Raw genomic sequence first — 15,841 nt, 5'->3', positions numbered from 1 at the left:
AGCATAACTGCTCTGCGGGGGTCTGTGACGAAGTGGTGTTAGCCACTCTAAGCGGATAAATCGAGTTCGGTTTTTTCTTCTTACGTCTAAACATTCGACGAAAGGCGGTGCATATCAGGCTCCAGAATCCAGTTCTTGATGAGGTTGGTTTGTTCATAACAATTTCCAAGTTTATGAATGAGCGATCGGTCCAAGGGTATGAGCCGCGATGGCTTTAGCGACCTCATCGTATCCCTTGTCGTTGAAGTGAACGCGGTCAACAAAAAGGTAGTCATCCACATGTGGGCTGTACCTCAACAGTTCATTCATGTCATCAAAGCGCACGCCTTGTTCCTTGCAGAAAGACTGAATTGCTCTCGCGAACGGAAGGTGGATTTCTTTACCTAGTATGTTTCCGAAGAGTCGCCAGAAATTGTTTGGGCAGCTATCGATAGCGTGGAAAATCTCTTTCTCCTCGGCTACAAGATGACTACGCGTCCAATAGGCCATCGGCTGCAATACGAAGCTGAGCTTCGCTCCAGTGCCCGCTAGTAGCAAATGCCACTGTCGAAGGGCATTTGTCACAACATCCGCAGCACGGGCAACACGGGCTTCTGTATCAGTCCCCTCATCGCTAATGATCACGTCTGCTGGATTTTCAGTCCTCGCACGCAACTTATCCAGATATCGGGTAATCATGCCCTTGCCACGATTATCCAATTCCGATGCATAGGTACGGGTGCGCCGCTTCAAATCCTCGTTGTAGAGCTCCATATAATGCTGATACTCATAGGAGTAGTAATACCGCCCGTGGTCGCTAGAGAGGGAGTCCGGTAAGCCTTCGAGCGTCAATGTGTTGATGCCACTTAGCACCACCACGTTATTGATACGACGAAAGCGATGTTGATGGACAAGGAACAACAGCACTTCTTGAACTGCGTTGTAGCCACGCCCACCGAAGTTAATCCAAGGCTCTCCCGTATATGCAGCAAGTCGGGAGGCCACCGTCGCGGCGTCCGAGGTGGCACCCGTGCCTAGGGTGGTAGAGCCGCCTACCAAAAGATTAACTGGCAAATTCGACGGCATGCTGGATAAGCCTATATAATCTTCCTTATACTCGCTGAGTCGAAAGCCGAGACTATCAGTGTTAATGACCTTTGAGCGATAGTTTTTGTGATGAAAGAACATCGTATATGGGAGCCAACGGACCCCCATATACATGAACTCATCGTACTCGCGGATCTGCGGCGTCAGTCGATAGACCTCCTGCACAGCTTCGTCGTGCGTCAGAGATTTGAGAGTCATGAGAGAACCTCCTCAAAATTGCTTGTTTGCCTCAGAGCGAGAGCAGTCAAGAAGGTCCGGCGGCTGTACTGGCAACTGGGCCTTGTTAACTGGAGCCATTCGTAGATAGCTTTCACCATCGCTGGGGCTTAGTTGCAAAGGATCGCGCAAGTGCCGAATTAATATTCCAATCGGCCACATAAGAAAAAATAATAGAGAGAGCACAAGAGACAACAGGGGATTTCTAAGTGAAATCACGGTGGGCCTTTCTAAGAATGAATTGATTTACGGAGAATTTTTATAGATCAGTCGAGCGCGAACTCTGTTCGCCAGTCGCCGCTTTCCGATAATTCAGGCTGATCAGCCTTCAGAAGCAAATAATTGCCAATAACCAGATAGTCCATTTGCGTTCGCATAAAACATACGTAGGCATGATGCGGACTTTCTACGATAGGTTCGCCCCGCACATTAAATGATGTGTTCACCAGAACCGGGCAGTTGGTACGCGCATGGAATGCTTCTAGCAGTGCGCGAAAGCGCGGGTTGCCGTCTCTCCCTACCGTCTGTACGCGAGCTGAGTAGTCCACGTGAGTAACGGCCGGAATCGTGGAGCGGACACATCTAAGTAAATCGATTCCGGTTAATTTGTTATCGTCGGTATCCTGTGGAAAACGCTTACTTTGATGTACGGCTACTACAAACAACATATAGGGACTGGGGAAGTCGAGGTGGAACCATTCGGCAGCATGCTCTTCTAGCACTGCCGGTGCGAATGGTCTAAAGGACTCTCGGTTCTTAATCTTGAGGTTCATAGCGCTTTGCATGCCAATATTGCGTGCATCCGCTAATATTGAACGTGACCCGAGTGCTCGCGGTCCAAACTCCATGCGGCCTTGAAACCATCCCACCACGTTGCCGTTCTCAAGTAGGGCGGCCACTTCGTCGAACAACTGATGGTCATCCAGTCGTTTGAACACCGCACCACTTGCTTCCAGCGCCGCTTTAATTTCTTCGTCACGCCAGTGCGATCCGAGGAGCGTCGCCTTCATGCGGTCAGTGTCCCGCGCCACGCGTTCCATGCGCAAACGCGTGTGCCATCCAGCCAATGCAGCGCCCAACGCTCCGCCACTGTCGCCGGATGCGGGCTGCACCCAAATGTCGTCGAAAATGCCTTTCGCTTGCAGTTTGCCATTCGCAACGCAGTTAAGCGCGACGCCGCCGGCCATACACAGGTTGGCCTGCTTGGTTTGCTGCCTTAGGGTACGTGCCAAGCGCACTATGGCCTCTTCCAGCACCTCCTGCACCGAGGCAGCCAAGTCGAATTCGCGCTGAGTGATTAACCCTTCCGGTTCGCGACGTGGCCCGCCAAATAGCTTGCAAAATTTCTCATTCACCATGTAATCACCGACTGCATAGTCAAAATATTCCATATTCAGCCAGAAGCTGCCATCTGATTTGAGGTCGATGAGATGATCCAGGATGGTTTGCACATATCTAGGACGCCCATAGGGGGCAAGTCCCATCAACTTGTACTCACCCGAATCGACTTTAAATCCGCAGAACCAAGTAACTGCGGAATACAGCAAGCCAAGTGAGTGGGGAAACTGGATCTCCCATACGGGGAACAATTGATTGTCGATGCCGACCCAGGCACTCGTGGTCGCCCACTCACCAACCCCATCGACACATAGAACGGCAGCACTTCGGAATCGGCTGGGGAAAAAGGCTGCTGCCGCATGAGATTCATGATGGTCGATGTAGTCAATCGAGGGAAGTTGGCTTTCGCTCGCATCAAGCCGCGTGAGTTCCTTGTAAAGCATGTCCTTTACATTTGCTTTGGAAAGCAGCCATTCCGGCATTTCTGTGACAAATGATTTGTAGCCGCGCAAACCAAAATTCAAGTACGTGTTGACAATGCGGCTAAGCTTCTTGCGTGGATTTTCATAGTAGAAAACCCTATCGACTTTGCCAATTCCGATGCCTGTCTCTCTGAGACAGTATTGGATTGCATGTGCGGGAAAGCGCGCATCCTGCTTAATCCTTGTGAAGCGCTCTTCCTGAGCGGCAGCAATAATTTCGCCGTCCCGTAAAATCGCTGCCGCGCTATCATGATAGCCATATGAAAGACCAAGAATGATTGAATTCAGTGCCATAGAATTCCAAAGTATAAGAAGACTCTCTGACTCAATAGGCGTAACGAAGGGGAGTAAATATCTCCTTCCAGTGCCGCCTTGGCGGTGAAAGCGATCTGAAGCCGTTCCAAACTCGGCGCCATTGTTCATCTACGAGTTGTGAGCCATGCACATGCCGTATTTCGTCTAAGTGCCATTCAGTGGCGGTCAATGCCATGGCAGAGTGTCCGCTTGAAACGTTGTCGATGGTGTTATGTAGATCGACGAATAGCGTGCTGAAGCCATGCTGCCGAAGTTCGTCGCGAGCCGTTCGGTAGGCGCCGCCGACACCTGACAACTCCATTGCAAGGTTTAGCCCTAGTGTCTCTGGCAGGAATCGACGAGGAAACTGGGACAAGCTCAGCCAAAATACGGGCACCAAAAATGATTCCTTGTTGAATCGAGGAAAATAGGCGAAGTCAATATTGCGAAAGTCCGGCAAGGAAATATTCATCTGCCTCATGAGCGCCCGATAGATATTCGGATGATTCAGTTCCACTTCACCATTACCTATCTCATCTGAATAAATCTTGTATAGCAAGGCGCCAATCTGACTGTCCACTAGCCCCGCACTAGTCCATCGCTGCAACCATGCGCCGTCGATGAAGATCATCGGACACAACTGGAGTGCTTCCTCGATTACCTCATCACGTGTTTTTGAGCCGTGGTCATGACATTTTGCTGATTGATTTGAATTGGCTGCATAGGATTGCGCTTGGGCAATTGCTTTGCGTTCGAACCATTCCCGCAACTGCCAAAGACTGTATTCTTTGAATGGCAATGCATCTGCTCTACGCTCTAAACTCAACGCGCTCCGAGCCAGCCATTTAGTGGCAAATGCACAAGCGGTTGAACGAACATGCGGATAGCGCTCTATATTCAATAGCTGGTGATATAGATCCCGAATATCAATCGACGCCACCTTGCTCGCCGTTTTAATGGCCGGATGGGCCTGTGCGGGCACGGCATTAGGAGTGACTGTATCGGCATTAGCCGGTGAGGTTCGTTGTTCGACCGGAGAATCAGAGATCGATAGCGATTCAATCCAAGTTCGAATAATAAATATTTCTTCGTCGTTGAATATCCGAAACATCGGCCCGCCAAAAGCAATCAATCGCGTGAGCAATAAACTTTTGTCCGGCTGGCCAGGAGAAACCCAACGCGATTGACCAAGCATTTTTACAAAGCTGGCCGCATCATGCGTGATCAAGCTGTCGAACGGATCGGGGCCTAATTTCAGCCGGCTGTGATACCCTGCGGCATACTTCGCTTTCTGTTTTACCAAGCGGACCATGGCCGCTTGAGGCGAAAGGTGTCCTCTGTCGAGTTGAGCTGTAACCTCCGATTGCCAAGCGTCAAGTAGTAGTCGGGAAATCAAGAAGCCCTTGACGATACGGAAGAAAATGATGCGGTCATTGTCCTCAGCCAGAATATGCGTAATGGCCGATTGTGCCGCGGCCTGCATTGCTTCGCGTTTAGAAGAGTTTCTAGCCTGGAACCATGCAGAAGCTCTGGCCTCTTTCGCAGACTGAACTAGCATAGGCGCCAGCACAGTTAGACTGAATAGCGTTGCTCCCAGTATTTCTGCTTTGTACTCCTCTGGAAAAAGCGAGAGACTTAACCACCATGCTGGAAGAGCCCACGCTTTTGGATTTATACCTATCGCATCGGCAAAACCTTCCGAGCAAACAGACGGGAGATATATGGAGTATTTTTGCAAAAGCTGACGGTATAACACCGACTGATTGTCAGTGTAGCGGCCCCCGCCAACATACCAGCTATGAATTAGATGCCCTTTGGTGGCAGTAAGCTCATGATTATTGCCGGCGTGTGCAATATTCTGGAGAGCGCTGCCTTCCAAAAGCGCTATGGGAGAATACTGGCATAGTATAAATTTGCTCTCTTCCGAATCCAGTTCAATATGCTCTACATCAGATTGGGACGATGCCATTAGCCACTCAAGCATTGCAACCGAGCTGACGTGAAGATCGCTAGGCGCAGCTTTTTCCCACGATGCCAACTGGTGGGCATAATTGCAACTGGTCTGCTCGATATGGTCACGAGCAGCAATCGCTCCCTGTTCATAATTAGTATCTATGTTACACAACATAAAGCATAGATTCGCGTCCATAGGCTCTCCCCGCTACACCTACAAAGCAAAATTGGGAAATGCGCCGCCAGCAAGAATTTCTACTGATATATATCTCTTAGGCGCGGCTCTCGCGGCTTCCAATTTATGGAATCCATTTCCTCATAACATTCGAGAGCGACGATCTATAAAAAAGGCCAATTTGGTAGATCAAGCGGTGATTCTTAGGACATGCTTCCATGAATCGCCAAATGCATCGCCACACAAAGGAAGTTCAGGAGAAAGTCCTGGCGATATGCCAAGCCACCGCCCGCTACCAATGTCGGAGAATCGCCCCTCTCGCATTGAGATTACGATTCAGTATCATTGTCATTGTCAATGGGACTAGTCTGATTTTTCGTGGCCTGGCGCGATGCGGCGTTGCATCCGCTGCTCAGTGAAGTGCTAGGCCTCCTGCGGCAGGGACTCGATGCCGCGGGCTCGGTCAATCCGTTCCGCCACTTTGAACGCCGCGTCCAACTCGCTCAGGCCCCACTGCTGCATCAGTTGGTAGCGCTCGGCTTTTTCCTCAGGCTCGGTCTGCGCCAGCGCCAGGTAGAGGCTCGGCGGCACGGCCCGGAACAGCACTTCCATCGACTTGGACAGAATCACGCCCTCGCTGAACTTGCCGGCCTCCTTGCGGGCCGACCGCATCAACGCCTTCTGCGCCGGCGTCAGTTCGCGGAATCGCGCGATCTTCTCCACTTCATCCGGCGGCATGGACAGGCAGATCCACCACTCGATCATGTTGAGCATCGGCTCCGCCGCTTTGGGCAGATCGTCGATGTTCTGCGTCGCCAGCCAGAACCAGGCGCCGAGCTTGCGCCACATCTTGGTGATCTTGACGATATAGGGCGAGAGCAGCGGATTCTTGGTGATGATGTGGCCTTCGTCCGTGACGTTGATGATCGGCCGTCCCAGGAACTGATCGCGCTCGGCGATGTTGTTGACCGTGTTGATCAACGAGATATACGCGATCGACAGCTGCGCGTTGTAGCCTTCGCGCGCATAGGTCGCCAGATCGACGATGGTGATATCGGCCTCGGGCCAAGGCGATCCCGGCCGGTCGAACATCTCGCCGTCGGCGCCCTGGCAGAACATATCCATCGCGTCCGCCATCTCCAGCAGCCGCACCCGCCGGCTTTCGGGCAGGCTGGCGTCCCCGCCCCGGGCGCGCAGGGCATCGCGCACGTCGCGGGTCAGCACGCTGCGGTCCTGGCCCACGGCCAGGCGCGCGGCATCGAGGATGCATTGGCGGATCAGCGAGCGATCCGCGCGCGTCATGCGCGCTTCTTCTTTCTCCTCGCCGCCCGTGATCATCAGCCGGGCGGTGATCTCCAGTTCGCCCAGCACGTCCCGCTGCTCGTCCGCCGCCGCCGCGTCGTCCGGCACGGGTTCATCCAGCGCGTCGGCGTCCAGCGTCTGCACCGTGCCGGGCGTCTCAACCAGGCGCCGGGCATCCGCGAACGGCGCCAAGCTCACCCCGGCGCCGGGCGCGAGCTTGACCCGGTTTACCGTCAGCCCCAGGCGCTTGGCGAAGTCGCCAAACAGGCCGAACGAGTTCCCCGCCTCGACGATGAACAGGCGCGGGCGATAGAGCGCCGTCACTTGATTCAGCAGGTTATTCAGCATCGCCGACTTGCCCGACCCGGTGGGGCCGAACAAGAACAGGTGCGCGTTCATCTGCCGGTCCAGCCGGTTGAGCGGATCGACGCAGATCGGCCCGCCGCCGCGATTGAACAGCGTGATGCCCGGATGCCCGGTGCCCTGGCCGCGGCCCCAGGTGGGGAACAGGTTGGCCATGTGCTGGGCGAACATCAGCTGCGTGTACCACTGGCGCCGGTCCAGCGACGGGTTGTAGACGCAGGGCAGCCAGCGCAGATAGCTGTTCAGCGGCGCGACCTCATCGGCCTCGCGCACGGGTTGCAGGCCGGCATTGAGCATCACGTTCGTCAGCGCCAGGCCCCGCTGGTCCAGCTCGGCCTCGTCCTGCGCGCGCAGATAAAAAGCCAAGGTGCCGCGATACAGCTTGTGGGCGCTACCGATCAGGGCGCGCGCTTCCTGAACATCGTGGCGCGTCTGCTCCGACGCCAGGGTCTCGCCCACGGCTTTCCTGGTCAGATGGTTGAGATGGCTCTCTAAAACGTCCTGGGGGGTGGCGACCAGCGTCAGGCACATCACGGTGTCCTCGGGCATCTGGTCCATCAAGGCGTTGAACGCGTCTCCCTTGCGGACTTCCCCGGTCAGGTGGCCGATGCTGGGCGGCATGCGCAGGCGTTCCGTGACAATCACGCGCTGGGGCAGGTCATCGAAGTACCACAGCCCTTGCGCGACGTCGGAACGCGGCTGGCCGAAGAACAGGCGCTGGCTGAAGTCTTGGCCGCTGGCCAACTCGATTTCCTCCGGCTCGGCGGCGTCGGGGTAGGCGGCGAGGCGGTAGAACCGCTCGCGGTCTGCGGCGGTCTCGCCCAGCATGGCGGGCCGCGGGTGGAACCAGCGCAGCAGCCAGTCATGGATGTCTGCGGCCTGAAGCCGACGCGCGGCAATGCCCGCATTGGCCAGGCCGCCGATCAGCCGGTCGCAGACGATGCTCAGGTCGTGCTCAGGGGTATGCCCGCGACGGCTGTCCGGCCCGGACACGCGCCGGTAGACCACCATGCGCACCCGCCGGTTCTGGCCGCGCCAGCGCAGGCGCGTGACGACGGTGTCCTCGAACAGCCCGCCGGGCCGCGCCACGCTGTCCAGGTGGTGGCCGAAGAAGCGCAGATAGAACTCCGTGAACGCGGTGCCGCGCGCACGCGGCTGCACGTAGTCCCGCAACCGGCGCTGATAGCCGCCGAAGTTGGCTTCGTCCTGGGCGTAGACCTGTAGCACCCAGGGGTGCTCATCGAGCTCATCGAAGCTGTCCTGGAGCGCGTTCTCCAGCGCGTCGCGGGCCTGGGCCAGCCAGTCGGGTTCACGGCCTTCCGTTCCCAACGGACTGAGCTCATAGAAGGCCGCCACGGAATGGCCGTCTTCCAGCAACATCGCCTGGGCGTCCGGCAGGTACTCGACCCAGGGCAGCATCGACACGAACGACGGGGCCGTGTCATACAGCCGCTTCTCGTCGTCCACGGTCGCCGCCGGGGCATCGGCCACGGCCGCGCCCGGCGCGGGCAGGCCGGCCTCGCGCAGCGTGCGCAGATGGGCGCGCCAGCCGTCCTCGGGCGCGTGGCTTGGCTCGGCAGGGTGGGGCGCGCGGCGCGCGGTCCAGGGCAATGGCCAGCGCATCAGTAGTCCTCGATCCGTTCACCCGGCATGGCGTATTGCACGCGCTGGTACAGGGGGAACACCGTGCTGTACCCCGGCACCGGGACGGGATCGGTGCCCGCCAGGTGCGGAAACACATACATCACGACATCCGGGTTCGGCAGGCGCCGGAACTGGCGCCGGATTTCATTTGCGGCCGTGCGGGTGTAGTGCGCCTGCTCGGCCGGGGCGGCGGCGATATCCGCGTCGGCCAGGGGCCGCCGCAGGCTTTGCCGCGCATCGAGCAACTGGCGTTGGGCCGCATAGCCGGTGCCCCCGCCGGACGCTTGTTGCCACACTTGCTGCATCGTAAAGTCCCCCGCGGGCAGCACGGCGTCCTTCTTGGTGGCGCAGCCGCCAAGCGTCGCGGCGACCATGAGCAACGCACACTTAGTCCAGGTCCAGCGCATGGCGGCTTCCTTCGCGATGATCGACGCGCCGACCGTCCGGCGCGTAGTCGATGTGGATGGGCTTCTCCAGATGGACGGCCACCTGGGCCCCCGGCCGCACATAGACCGCCGCGAAGGCCTGGCCGTACAGCTTGTTGACCCAATCGGACATCTGCTGCACCCCGCCCGCGAGAATGCGGCCCATGGCCTCGTTGCCGGAAATGCCCACGGTGCCGATGCCATTGCTGCTGCCGCTGACAACCGCGACGTTCTGGCCCGGTTTGATAAACGATGCCACGCCGGCGCCCGCCGCCGTGATGAGCGCCTGGGAGCCGAGATACTGCTGAGCGTTGCTGCGGCGATCACCGCTGACGCAGGGAATGCCCTGCGGATCGCTGATCCAACCCAGGCCCTCGTCATTGCCCTGCGCCCGGCCATTCGTGTCATCGGGCACGGTACGGATCGTGCCGTCGTGGAACACGAAGGTGATGCTGCGGACCTTCCCCCGCACACACGACAGCGTCCAATCGCCCGACGCCGTGCCGCTGAACACGGCGCCCGCGACCTCAGGCACATCGATGCCATTGGCCGTGAGATTGTCCGGCCCCACCAGCACCTTGAAGGGGAACGGATCGTTCACCGTGCCATCGATGGGAATGCGCCCGATCAGCGCCGTCATGGCGACCGAGCCCATCAGCGTCGAGTTGGTGGGCACCGTGTAGACGGCCTTCAACGGGGCGGCGTCGCCGTCCCGCTCCCGGCGCTCCACCTTGGGTCCGGGGTCCGACAGGGCATCGGCCGTCCCCTCCAGCGTGCGCTGGGCGGGACCGAAGCGGGTCGGAAAGCTCCCCGCGCTGCCGGCCTTGCGCGCCTCCTCGGGCTTCGCATCCTCGGGTTCCACCCAGCGCACGCCGGCCGGCGGCGCGGCGCCCTCGTCTTCCAACCCCAGCCCGATGGGCAGGTCCGGCGTCTTGCTGCCGGCCGCGCCGCCCAACCGCTCCAGGCGTTGTTGAAGCTCTTGCAGCAGCCCGCTGGTCTGCTCGCGGTCGCTGGCGGCCTGCTCCTGGGCGCTGCGCACCTGCGCGCGCTCGGTTTCCAAGGCGGCCTCAATGCGCCGTTCGATGTCGCCGTCGCGTTGGCGCAGCTGGGCGTTCTCGCTGCGCTGCGCTTTGTTCTCGGCCACGGCGCTTTGCAGCTCCGTGCGCAGTTGGCGCACCTGCGCCACCAAGGTCGCCACGGTGTCGCGCGGGGTGTCGCCCGCGATCCCCAGGGCCTTCATTTCCTCGGGCGTGAGCTGGGCCGAGGGATCTGGGCTCACCGCGGCCCGATCGCCCCCGGAACACTGACGCAGACCCACCAGCAGCACGATCAACGCCAGCGGCAGCATCAGTCACTTGAGCAAGCCATTACTGCGCATCGCCGGCCTCCGTGACGGAGGGGTCCATGACCGCCCGAGGATCGAAGCGCGCCATCGCGGGCAGCAGCGCCGACGCCAGACCCCGGCCGCGCGTGACCACGTAGACGACCGTCGTATCTTCGGGCGTGCCGCGTGGCCCCAGGCGGTCATGCTGGAAGCTGGCCGCGAGAAAGTCGCCTTGCAAGGCGCGCGGGTCCAGGCTTACCCAGCCGTCGTGCAGATGGGACAGCCGCACGGCCGACACCCAATGGTCGTGCAGGCGCCACGCCGCCAGCGCCGTCGCCTGCACGGCCACGCCAGGCAGCAAGGTGCTCAGGTCCAGGTCGCGGCGCAGGTTGACCCGCGCAATGCCTTCCACGGCCTCCACCGTGCGCAGCGGGGCGTACAGGCTCTGCGCCGCGTAGCGGGTCAAGGCCACGGCCACGGGCGTGTTCCGGGGCGCTTGGGGCGCCGCTGCCGCGTCCGCGGGCGGCGTCCGGCCGTAGCGGGGCGCAGGCGCCTCGCCTTCGACGATGCGCACCGGCTCCAGCGGCGGCGCGTCCGGGCGCGCCGGCTCGGCGGCGATGTCGAGCAGGATCAGCGCGCCCGTGTCCGCGTCCTGCAATTGCAGGCGGCTGGGCGCAATGGGCTCGCGGGCCAGCAGATAGACGGCGCCGCCCGCGCTTTGCACCCGCAACTGCTCGCTGATCGCGGCGGGCACGCCCACGCGCACGTTCCGGTCGATGAACACCACGCGCTCCTGACCGACCACCAGCGGAACGGCCAGAGGCAAGCGCTCCCAACGCAGAATGTCGACCGCCTGCGCCGCGGCGCCTGCCGCCAGCAGCCACAGCCCCAGGAGGCAACGGATCGAATGCTTCATGGCGAGACTCCTTGCGATGCCGCGCTGGCGGGCGCGGGCGGGGCCGTGGGCGCGTCAATGCGCTGGGGCACGCCGTCGTAGCAGTCCAGCACCAGGCCAAAGGGGTTGCGGGCGGGGTCCACGTCGGCGCGGGCCACCTTGATCGCGTAGCGCACCAGCACGCGCTTGACGCGCTCGGCGCCGTAGTACTCGTCGGCGCTCAGATCCAGGGTCACGATCCAATCGCTGTTCGAGACAACGCGCACCCGCGCGGCCGGGTTGTCCGCGTAGCCGCGCCCTGGGATCTCATAGACGCCGCGCACGCGTTGGCGCAACTCGCCCGCGACGCGCCGCGTCTCATAGTCCGCATGCAGAAAGCTGCGGCACGCGGGGGTCAAATAGGGCGCCAGCGCGTCCAGATTGCGGGCGTAGTCCTGCTCCCCATCGCTGGGCCAGCGATGGATGGACTGGAACACGTAGAAGGTGAAGGCATACACCGACTCGGGCGGCACGTCCCACCACTTGCGTGTGCTGCCGCTGCGCAAGTCCGGGGGCACATGGATCGTCAGGTCGCGTGGCGCACGCCACCAGCCCCCGCCCATCACCAGGGCCACCAACAACAGCGCCCCCGCCGCAAAGCGCAACGTGCGCACATGCGACTGCAATTGCGCGACCTCGTTCTTGAAGCGGCTCATGACCTGCTCCTGCGCACCGACCACACCCCGGCGCGCGTCACCAGGCCGGCGCCGCCCGTCCAACTTCCCAAGACCGGCACCGTCGCCAAGCGCCACTGCATCTGCCGGTACAGCCACGTCTCGGGCCGGCCCCGCTTGAGCCGCCGCAGCATGCCGCCGCCCACAAAGAGTCCCAGCGTGATGCCGATCAGCACGAAGGTGGGCGCCAGTGCGATCGTAGACAGCACCAGCGCCAGGGGCAGACCGACGAGCAGCCCGGCGCTGGCCGACAGCCCGCAGCAAATCCACAATTCGTCCGCCGTCAGACCGCGCACCACCACGGGCTGGCGATTAAGGCGATGGGGCAGAAACGCCACGGTGCCGTCCGTGCGGGCGTTGAGCGTCAGCGACATACGCCGTCCTCACAGCACGCCAGTGGCTTCGGTGAGCAGCCAGACGCCCACGACCAGCAGCACCGCGCCCACAGCGACCGTCAACCCGAACTGGCCCCAGGTCTTCTTGCCGTTGTGAATTTCCGCGTAGGTGCCGTAGGCGTGATAGCAGACCCCCACGAACATGGCCGCGACGACCAGCAAGGCCACCAGCATCACAATGTCGTAGCCATAGTTGCGGATCGTCTGCATGATGCCGCTGCCCCGGCCGCGCGAGGGCGCTTCGACCTTGGGCAGGCCTTGGGCCATCGCGGCCGTCGCCAGCAACGACAGCGTGGCAGCCGCCACCAGACGGTGGACAAAACGAGGAAGGGCAAAGCGCATCGGCATAGTCGGGCTCCTGAGGAAGCTACGAAAGCAGGAAGTAAGTCAGCACCGTGTACATCGCCAGGAAGCGGATGCAGACGCCGAGGAACTGACGGGCGTTGATCGTGTTTTCGCTCCAGCCGACATAGGCGGTGCGCATGGCCCAGACGCCCCAGACCAGCAACGCCGCGAAAACGGCGCCGACGAGCAAGGCGGCGACTACCGAGGGCTCCACGCCGTTGGCGCGGAAGGCCGCAATCTGCGCGCCCGTCATGGCAGAACCTGCGTGGCGGGCGGCTCGGCCGAGGGAGCTTGCGTCCGGTATTGCCCGCTCAACGCCTCGACGTCACGCGGCTGGGCGCGCGAGGGCGTCAGGTAATGCGCGATGCCGGCGCGCACGCGCGCCAAGTCGGCCTGAAAACGGGCGTAGTCAAAGTAGTAGCGGTCGCCGGGGGTGATGACCACAGCGGCGGAACTGCGCTCGATCCGACGCTCGATCGCTTCAATCTGGCGATAAGCGCCTGCCAGCTCCTGCCGCTGCAACGACATCTCCGCCCAGGCAAGCCCCGTAGGCAGGATCGCGATCGACAGGGCTGCGCCCAGGCGCAAGCGGCGGATTGAGGACGGTGGCATGCTGGAACACGTCAGGTTGAACATGCCGTGATCGTGGTCCACGCCACGCGCGATGCCCTCAAACAATAGGAAATCGGCCGCCACCGATTCATGAGCGTGCCTTTGACGAACGCGGCGCGCGCAGCCCGCGCATCGCGGCAACCCCAGCCCTGGCCAACCCATCGACGTGACAATGGGTCGGCAGGGCCGGCCACGCTCATCCCGCTCGCGTCGGCTGCGCCGCCTCGACAGGCGCGTGCGTTGGGACGGCTGGCAGGCCGCACTCCTCAGCGAGTACGTCGCGGACACACTCCACCACACGCTCCAAGTTGCGGGGCGTCACCGCATCAATCGGCGCCTGGTCCGCCAGCGCCGAATGACCCTGAGTGAGCGCATGGTAGATCTGCCAAGCGTTGATGCCCGGCGGCGCCCGATCCAGGATGATCTGCACCAGCCGGTGCTTGAGCGGATTCAACTGCCAGTCCGGAACACGCAGACCCCGATTGCCCAGGTCCAGCGCGAGCAACTTGCCGGCCGTGATCTGATAGCTGATGGCCCGTCTTGAGATGCCGACCAGCTTGGCGTAGTCCGCCACACGCACGTTGTGAGGGGCCTCGAACATTTTCAACACATCGAGCTTGGCACGGCGTTCCGCCGACAGGGCGGGCTTCGCATATTCCGGTGTCTCCACCGCTGGCAGGCGATACACGGCGGGAGACATGATGGGCCCTCCCTCGATCGGCGACGTCACCACAATCTGTGGCGCACTGGTGTTTACCGGCAGCGCCTCTGCGGGATCACGACCCACCATGGTCGGCAGCCCCTGGAGCGTGATCGTCAATGGCGTGCTGGCCGCTTCGACCAGGCCTTGCTCAAACAGATCCAGGCGATCCGCCCAATCCTGCATCATCACCCGCCGCTGCTCCACGAATCGCGCGTGGTTATAGGCCCTACTGGTTTCATCCGCGTCCGTGTGGGAAAGCTGCGCGTCAATCCACTTCTTCACGTAGCCCAGCTCATGCAAGGCCGTGGACAGCGTGCCACGCAGCCCGTGGCCCGTGAGCCGGTCCATGTAACCCATGCGCTTGATCGCCATGTTCACGGTGCCTTCGCTCATGATCTTGCGTAGCGATCGCGCGGCGGGGAACACATATACCTGGGCCGGCTTGAAGTTATCCAACAGATGGCGAACGATTTCCTGCGCCTGGAGCGGCAGGGGCACGATGTACGGCGGAATATCGGTGATCCGCCGCCGCCGCTTGTTTGCCAAATGCTTGCGCTGCTTCAGGTGGGTCACGGGGATGAACCACAGGCCCTTGTCTAAATCGAACTGATCCGGTGTCGCGTGACGCAACTCGCCCGTGCGCACGCCCGTCAACAGCAGGAAGCGAATCGCCAATTGCGTATTCAAACGCCCGCGGTGCTTGCGCAGCGTCTGGAGAAACTGCGGCAACTCGGGCATGCGCAAGAACGGGTTGTGTTCAACGGCCGGCAGCGGCAACGCCACCACCTCCAGGTCATCGGACGGGTTGTGCTTCATGCCCGGCACCACCACCGTGGCATAGGTGAACAGTTGCCGGAACCAAGTACGCAGCTTTTCGGCCACGGACAGCGCGCCGCGCGCTTCGACGCGGGCGATGATGTCCAACAGGTGCGCGCGCTCGATATCGTGAATGCCCATCGAACGTAGCACCGGAAACACGTCTTTTTTGAACACGCGCGTGATCTGGCTCAGGCTGGTTTGCCGTCCTTCTTCGAGGGTGAGCTTGCGGTGCTCGCGCCATTGCTCGTAGATCCCCAGGAACGTGTGCTCGGCCGCGAGGATGGCGGCGTTCCGGTGGCGCGAGCGTTCCATGCGGGGATTGAGGCCCCGAGCGAGCTGGGCGCGCGCCTCGTCGCGCATCTGGCGCGCTTGTTGGAGCGACACCTCGGGGTAGGTGCCGAACGACATGCGTTCAGCGACGCCCCCCCAGCGAAAGCGGAAGTGCCAAGCCTTGCGGCCCTGGGGCGGCACAAAGAGAGAAAGCCCGAATGCGTCAGCCAGGGTGCGGGGTTTTTCCGAGGGCTGAGCGCGGCGGACGGTGAGGTCTGATAGCGACATGGCACTAACTCCTGAGTGAGCTAGGTGCACCTTCAGTCGTCTGTCCCGCCAACACCACCAACAAACCGACGCCGACGCCTTCCTATTCCAATGTACACACCAATGTACATATTCGACGGCGCTTGCGGTGGATCTCCCTGGACGTCAGTGGACGCTAATTTTTGGGAAACCTTCCCAAAATCAACCACTTACATCGCTC

The 15,841-nt window shown here is 60.9% G+C and carries 13 protein-coding genes; all 13 read right to left on the bottom strand.

The annotated features are described in order from the left end of the window. Positions 1-171 precede the first annotated feature (171 nt). The 13 genes from AC5I49_RS26785 to AC5I49_RS26725 all read right to left on the bottom strand — a co-directional run bounded on the left by AC5I49_RS26785 (position 172) and on the right by AC5I49_RS26725 (position 15,642). A complete protein-coding gene (locus AC5I49_RS26785; RefSeq protein WP_047327390.1) occupies positions 172-1,284 on the bottom strand; it encodes an SGNH/GDSL hydrolase family protein in 1,113 nt (370 codons plus the stop codon). 284 nt (positions 1,285-1,568) lie between these two features. Beyond that, entirely contained in the window at positions 1,569-3,416 is a 1,848-nt protein-coding gene (locus tag AC5I49_RS26780) for a carbamoyltransferase family protein (RefSeq protein ID WP_235434645.1), read from the bottom strand. A 31-nt stretch (positions 3,417-3,447) separates the two neighbouring features. Further along, entirely contained in the window at positions 3,448-5,565 is a 2,118-nt protein-coding gene (locus AC5I49_RS26775) for an iron-containing redox enzyme family protein (protein WP_495790139.1), read from the bottom strand. 402 nt (positions 5,566-5,967) lie between these two features. After that, positions 5,968-8,832 (bottom strand): conjugative transfer ATPase, encoded by a 2,865-nt coding sequence (locus AC5I49_RS26770; RefSeq protein ID WP_495790138.1) that lies wholly within the window; start codon positions 8,830-8,832, stop codon positions 5,968-5,970. Next, on the bottom strand, positions 8,832-9,260 hold the full coding sequence (locus AC5I49_RS26765; protein ID WP_047327376.1) for a TIGR03751 family conjugal transfer lipoprotein: 429 nt from the start codon (positions 9,258-9,260) through the stop codon (positions 8,832-8,834). The genes AC5I49_RS26770 and AC5I49_RS26765 overlap by 1 nt, the downstream gene beginning before the upstream one ends. Further along, positions 9,241-10,626 (bottom strand): TIGR03752 family integrating conjugative element protein, encoded by a 1,386-nt coding sequence (locus AC5I49_RS26760; RefSeq protein WP_495790137.1) that lies wholly within the window; start codon positions 10,624-10,626, stop codon positions 9,241-9,243. The genes AC5I49_RS26765 and AC5I49_RS26760 overlap by 20 nt, the downstream gene beginning before the upstream one ends. A 19-nt stretch (positions 10,627-10,645) precedes the next feature. Beyond that, positions 10,646-11,518 carry a TIGR03749 family integrating conjugative element protein gene (locus AC5I49_RS26755; RefSeq protein ID WP_047327374.1) on the bottom strand — a complete coding sequence of 291 codons (873 nt, stop codon included), beginning with the start codon at positions 11,516-11,518 and terminating at the stop codon, positions 10,646-10,648. Continuing rightward, positions 11,515-12,192 carry a PFL_4703 family integrating conjugative element protein gene (locus AC5I49_RS26750; protein WP_047327373.1) on the bottom strand — a complete coding sequence of 226 codons (678 nt, stop codon included), beginning with the start codon at positions 12,190-12,192 and terminating at the stop codon, positions 11,515-11,517. The genes AC5I49_RS26755 and AC5I49_RS26750 overlap by 4 nt, the downstream gene beginning before the upstream one ends. Then, complete coding sequence (locus AC5I49_RS26745; protein WP_047327372.1) at positions 12,189-12,584, bottom strand: TIGR03750 family conjugal transfer protein; 396 nt, start codon at positions 12,582-12,584, stop codon at positions 12,189-12,191. Before AC5I49_RS26745 ends, AC5I49_RS26750 begins: the two co-directional genes overlap by 4 nt. Positions 12,585-12,593: 9 nt before the next feature. Further along, the gene (locus AC5I49_RS26740; protein ID WP_047327371.1) at positions 12,594-12,953 is read right to left on the bottom strand and encodes a TIGR03745 family integrating conjugative element membrane protein; all 360 of its coding nucleotides are present in this window, start codon (positions 12,951-12,953) and stop codon (positions 12,594-12,596) included. A 19-nt stretch (positions 12,954-12,972) separates the two neighbouring features. Beyond that, positions 12,973-13,203: a TIGR03758 family integrating conjugative element protein gene (locus tag AC5I49_RS26735; protein WP_495790136.1), complete on the bottom strand. Its 231-nt coding sequence runs from the start codon at positions 13,201-13,203 to the stop codon at positions 12,973-12,975. Then, on the bottom strand, positions 13,200-13,586 hold the full coding sequence (locus tag AC5I49_RS26730; protein WP_495790135.1) for an integrative conjugative element protein, RAQPRD family: 387 nt from the start codon (positions 13,584-13,586) through the stop codon (positions 13,200-13,202). Before AC5I49_RS26730 ends, AC5I49_RS26735 begins: the two co-directional genes overlap by 4 nt. Positions 13,587-13,758: 172 nt before the next feature. Continuing rightward, entirely contained in the window at positions 13,759-15,642 is a 1,884-nt protein-coding gene (locus AC5I49_RS26725) for a tyrosine-type recombinase/integrase (protein ID WP_495790134.1), read from the bottom strand. Positions 15,643-15,841 lie beyond the last annotated feature (199 nt).

It is taken from the genome of Delftia sp., from assembly GCF_059499305.1.
This window is presented reverse-complemented; position numbering and strand designations above follow the sequence as displayed.

What these genes read in the sequence shown, in the direction of transcription:
- AC5I49_RS26785 (WP_047327390.1), bottom strand. Translation starts at nt 1,284, where the DNA reads ATGACTCTCAAATCTCTGACGCACGACGAAGCTGTGCAGGAGGTCTAT.
- AC5I49_RS26780 (WP_235434645.1), bottom strand. Translation starts at nt 3,416, where the DNA reads ATGGCACTGAATTCAATCATTCTTGGTCTTTCATATGGCTATCATGAT.
- AC5I49_RS26775 (WP_495790139.1), bottom strand. Translation starts at nt 5,565, where the DNA reads ATGGACGCGAATCTATGCTTTATGTTGTGTAACATAGATACTAATTAT.
- AC5I49_RS26770 (WP_495790138.1), bottom strand. Translation starts at nt 8,832, where the DNA reads ATGCGCTGGCCATTGCCCTGGACCGCGCGCCGCGCGCCCCACCCTGCC.
- AC5I49_RS26765 (WP_047327376.1), bottom strand. Translation starts at nt 9,260, where the DNA reads ATGCGCTGGACCTGGACTAAGTGTGCGTTGCTCATGGTCGCCGCGACG.
- AC5I49_RS26760 (WP_495790137.1), bottom strand. Translation starts at nt 10,626, where the DNA reads ATGCTGCCGCTGGCGTTGATCGTGCTGCTGGTGGGTCTGCGTCAGTGT.
- AC5I49_RS26755 (WP_047327374.1), bottom strand. Translation starts at nt 11,518, where the DNA reads ATGAAGCATTCGATCCGTTGCCTCCTGGGGCTGTGGCTGCTGGCGGCA.
- AC5I49_RS26750 (WP_047327373.1), bottom strand. Translation starts at nt 12,192, where the DNA reads ATGAGCCGCTTCAAGAACGAGGTCGCGCAATTGCAGTCGCATGTGCGC.
- AC5I49_RS26745 (WP_047327372.1), bottom strand. Translation starts at nt 12,584, where the DNA reads ATGTCGCTGACGCTCAACGCCCGCACGGACGGCACCGTGGCGTTTCTG.
- AC5I49_RS26740 (WP_047327371.1), bottom strand. Translation starts at nt 12,953, where the DNA reads ATGCCGATGCGCTTTGCCCTTCCTCGTTTTGTCCACCGTCTGGTGGCG.
- AC5I49_RS26735 (WP_495790136.1), bottom strand. Translation starts at nt 13,203, where the DNA reads ATGACGGGCGCGCAGATTGCGGCCTTCCGCGCCAACGGCGTGGAGCCC.
- AC5I49_RS26730 (WP_495790135.1), bottom strand. Translation starts at nt 13,586, where the DNA reads ATGTTCAACCTGACGTGTTCCAGCATGCCACCGTCCTCAATCCGCCGC.
- AC5I49_RS26725 (WP_495790134.1), bottom strand. Translation starts at nt 15,642, where the DNA reads ATGTCGCTATCAGACCTCACCGTCCGCCGCGCTCAGCCCTCGGAAAAA.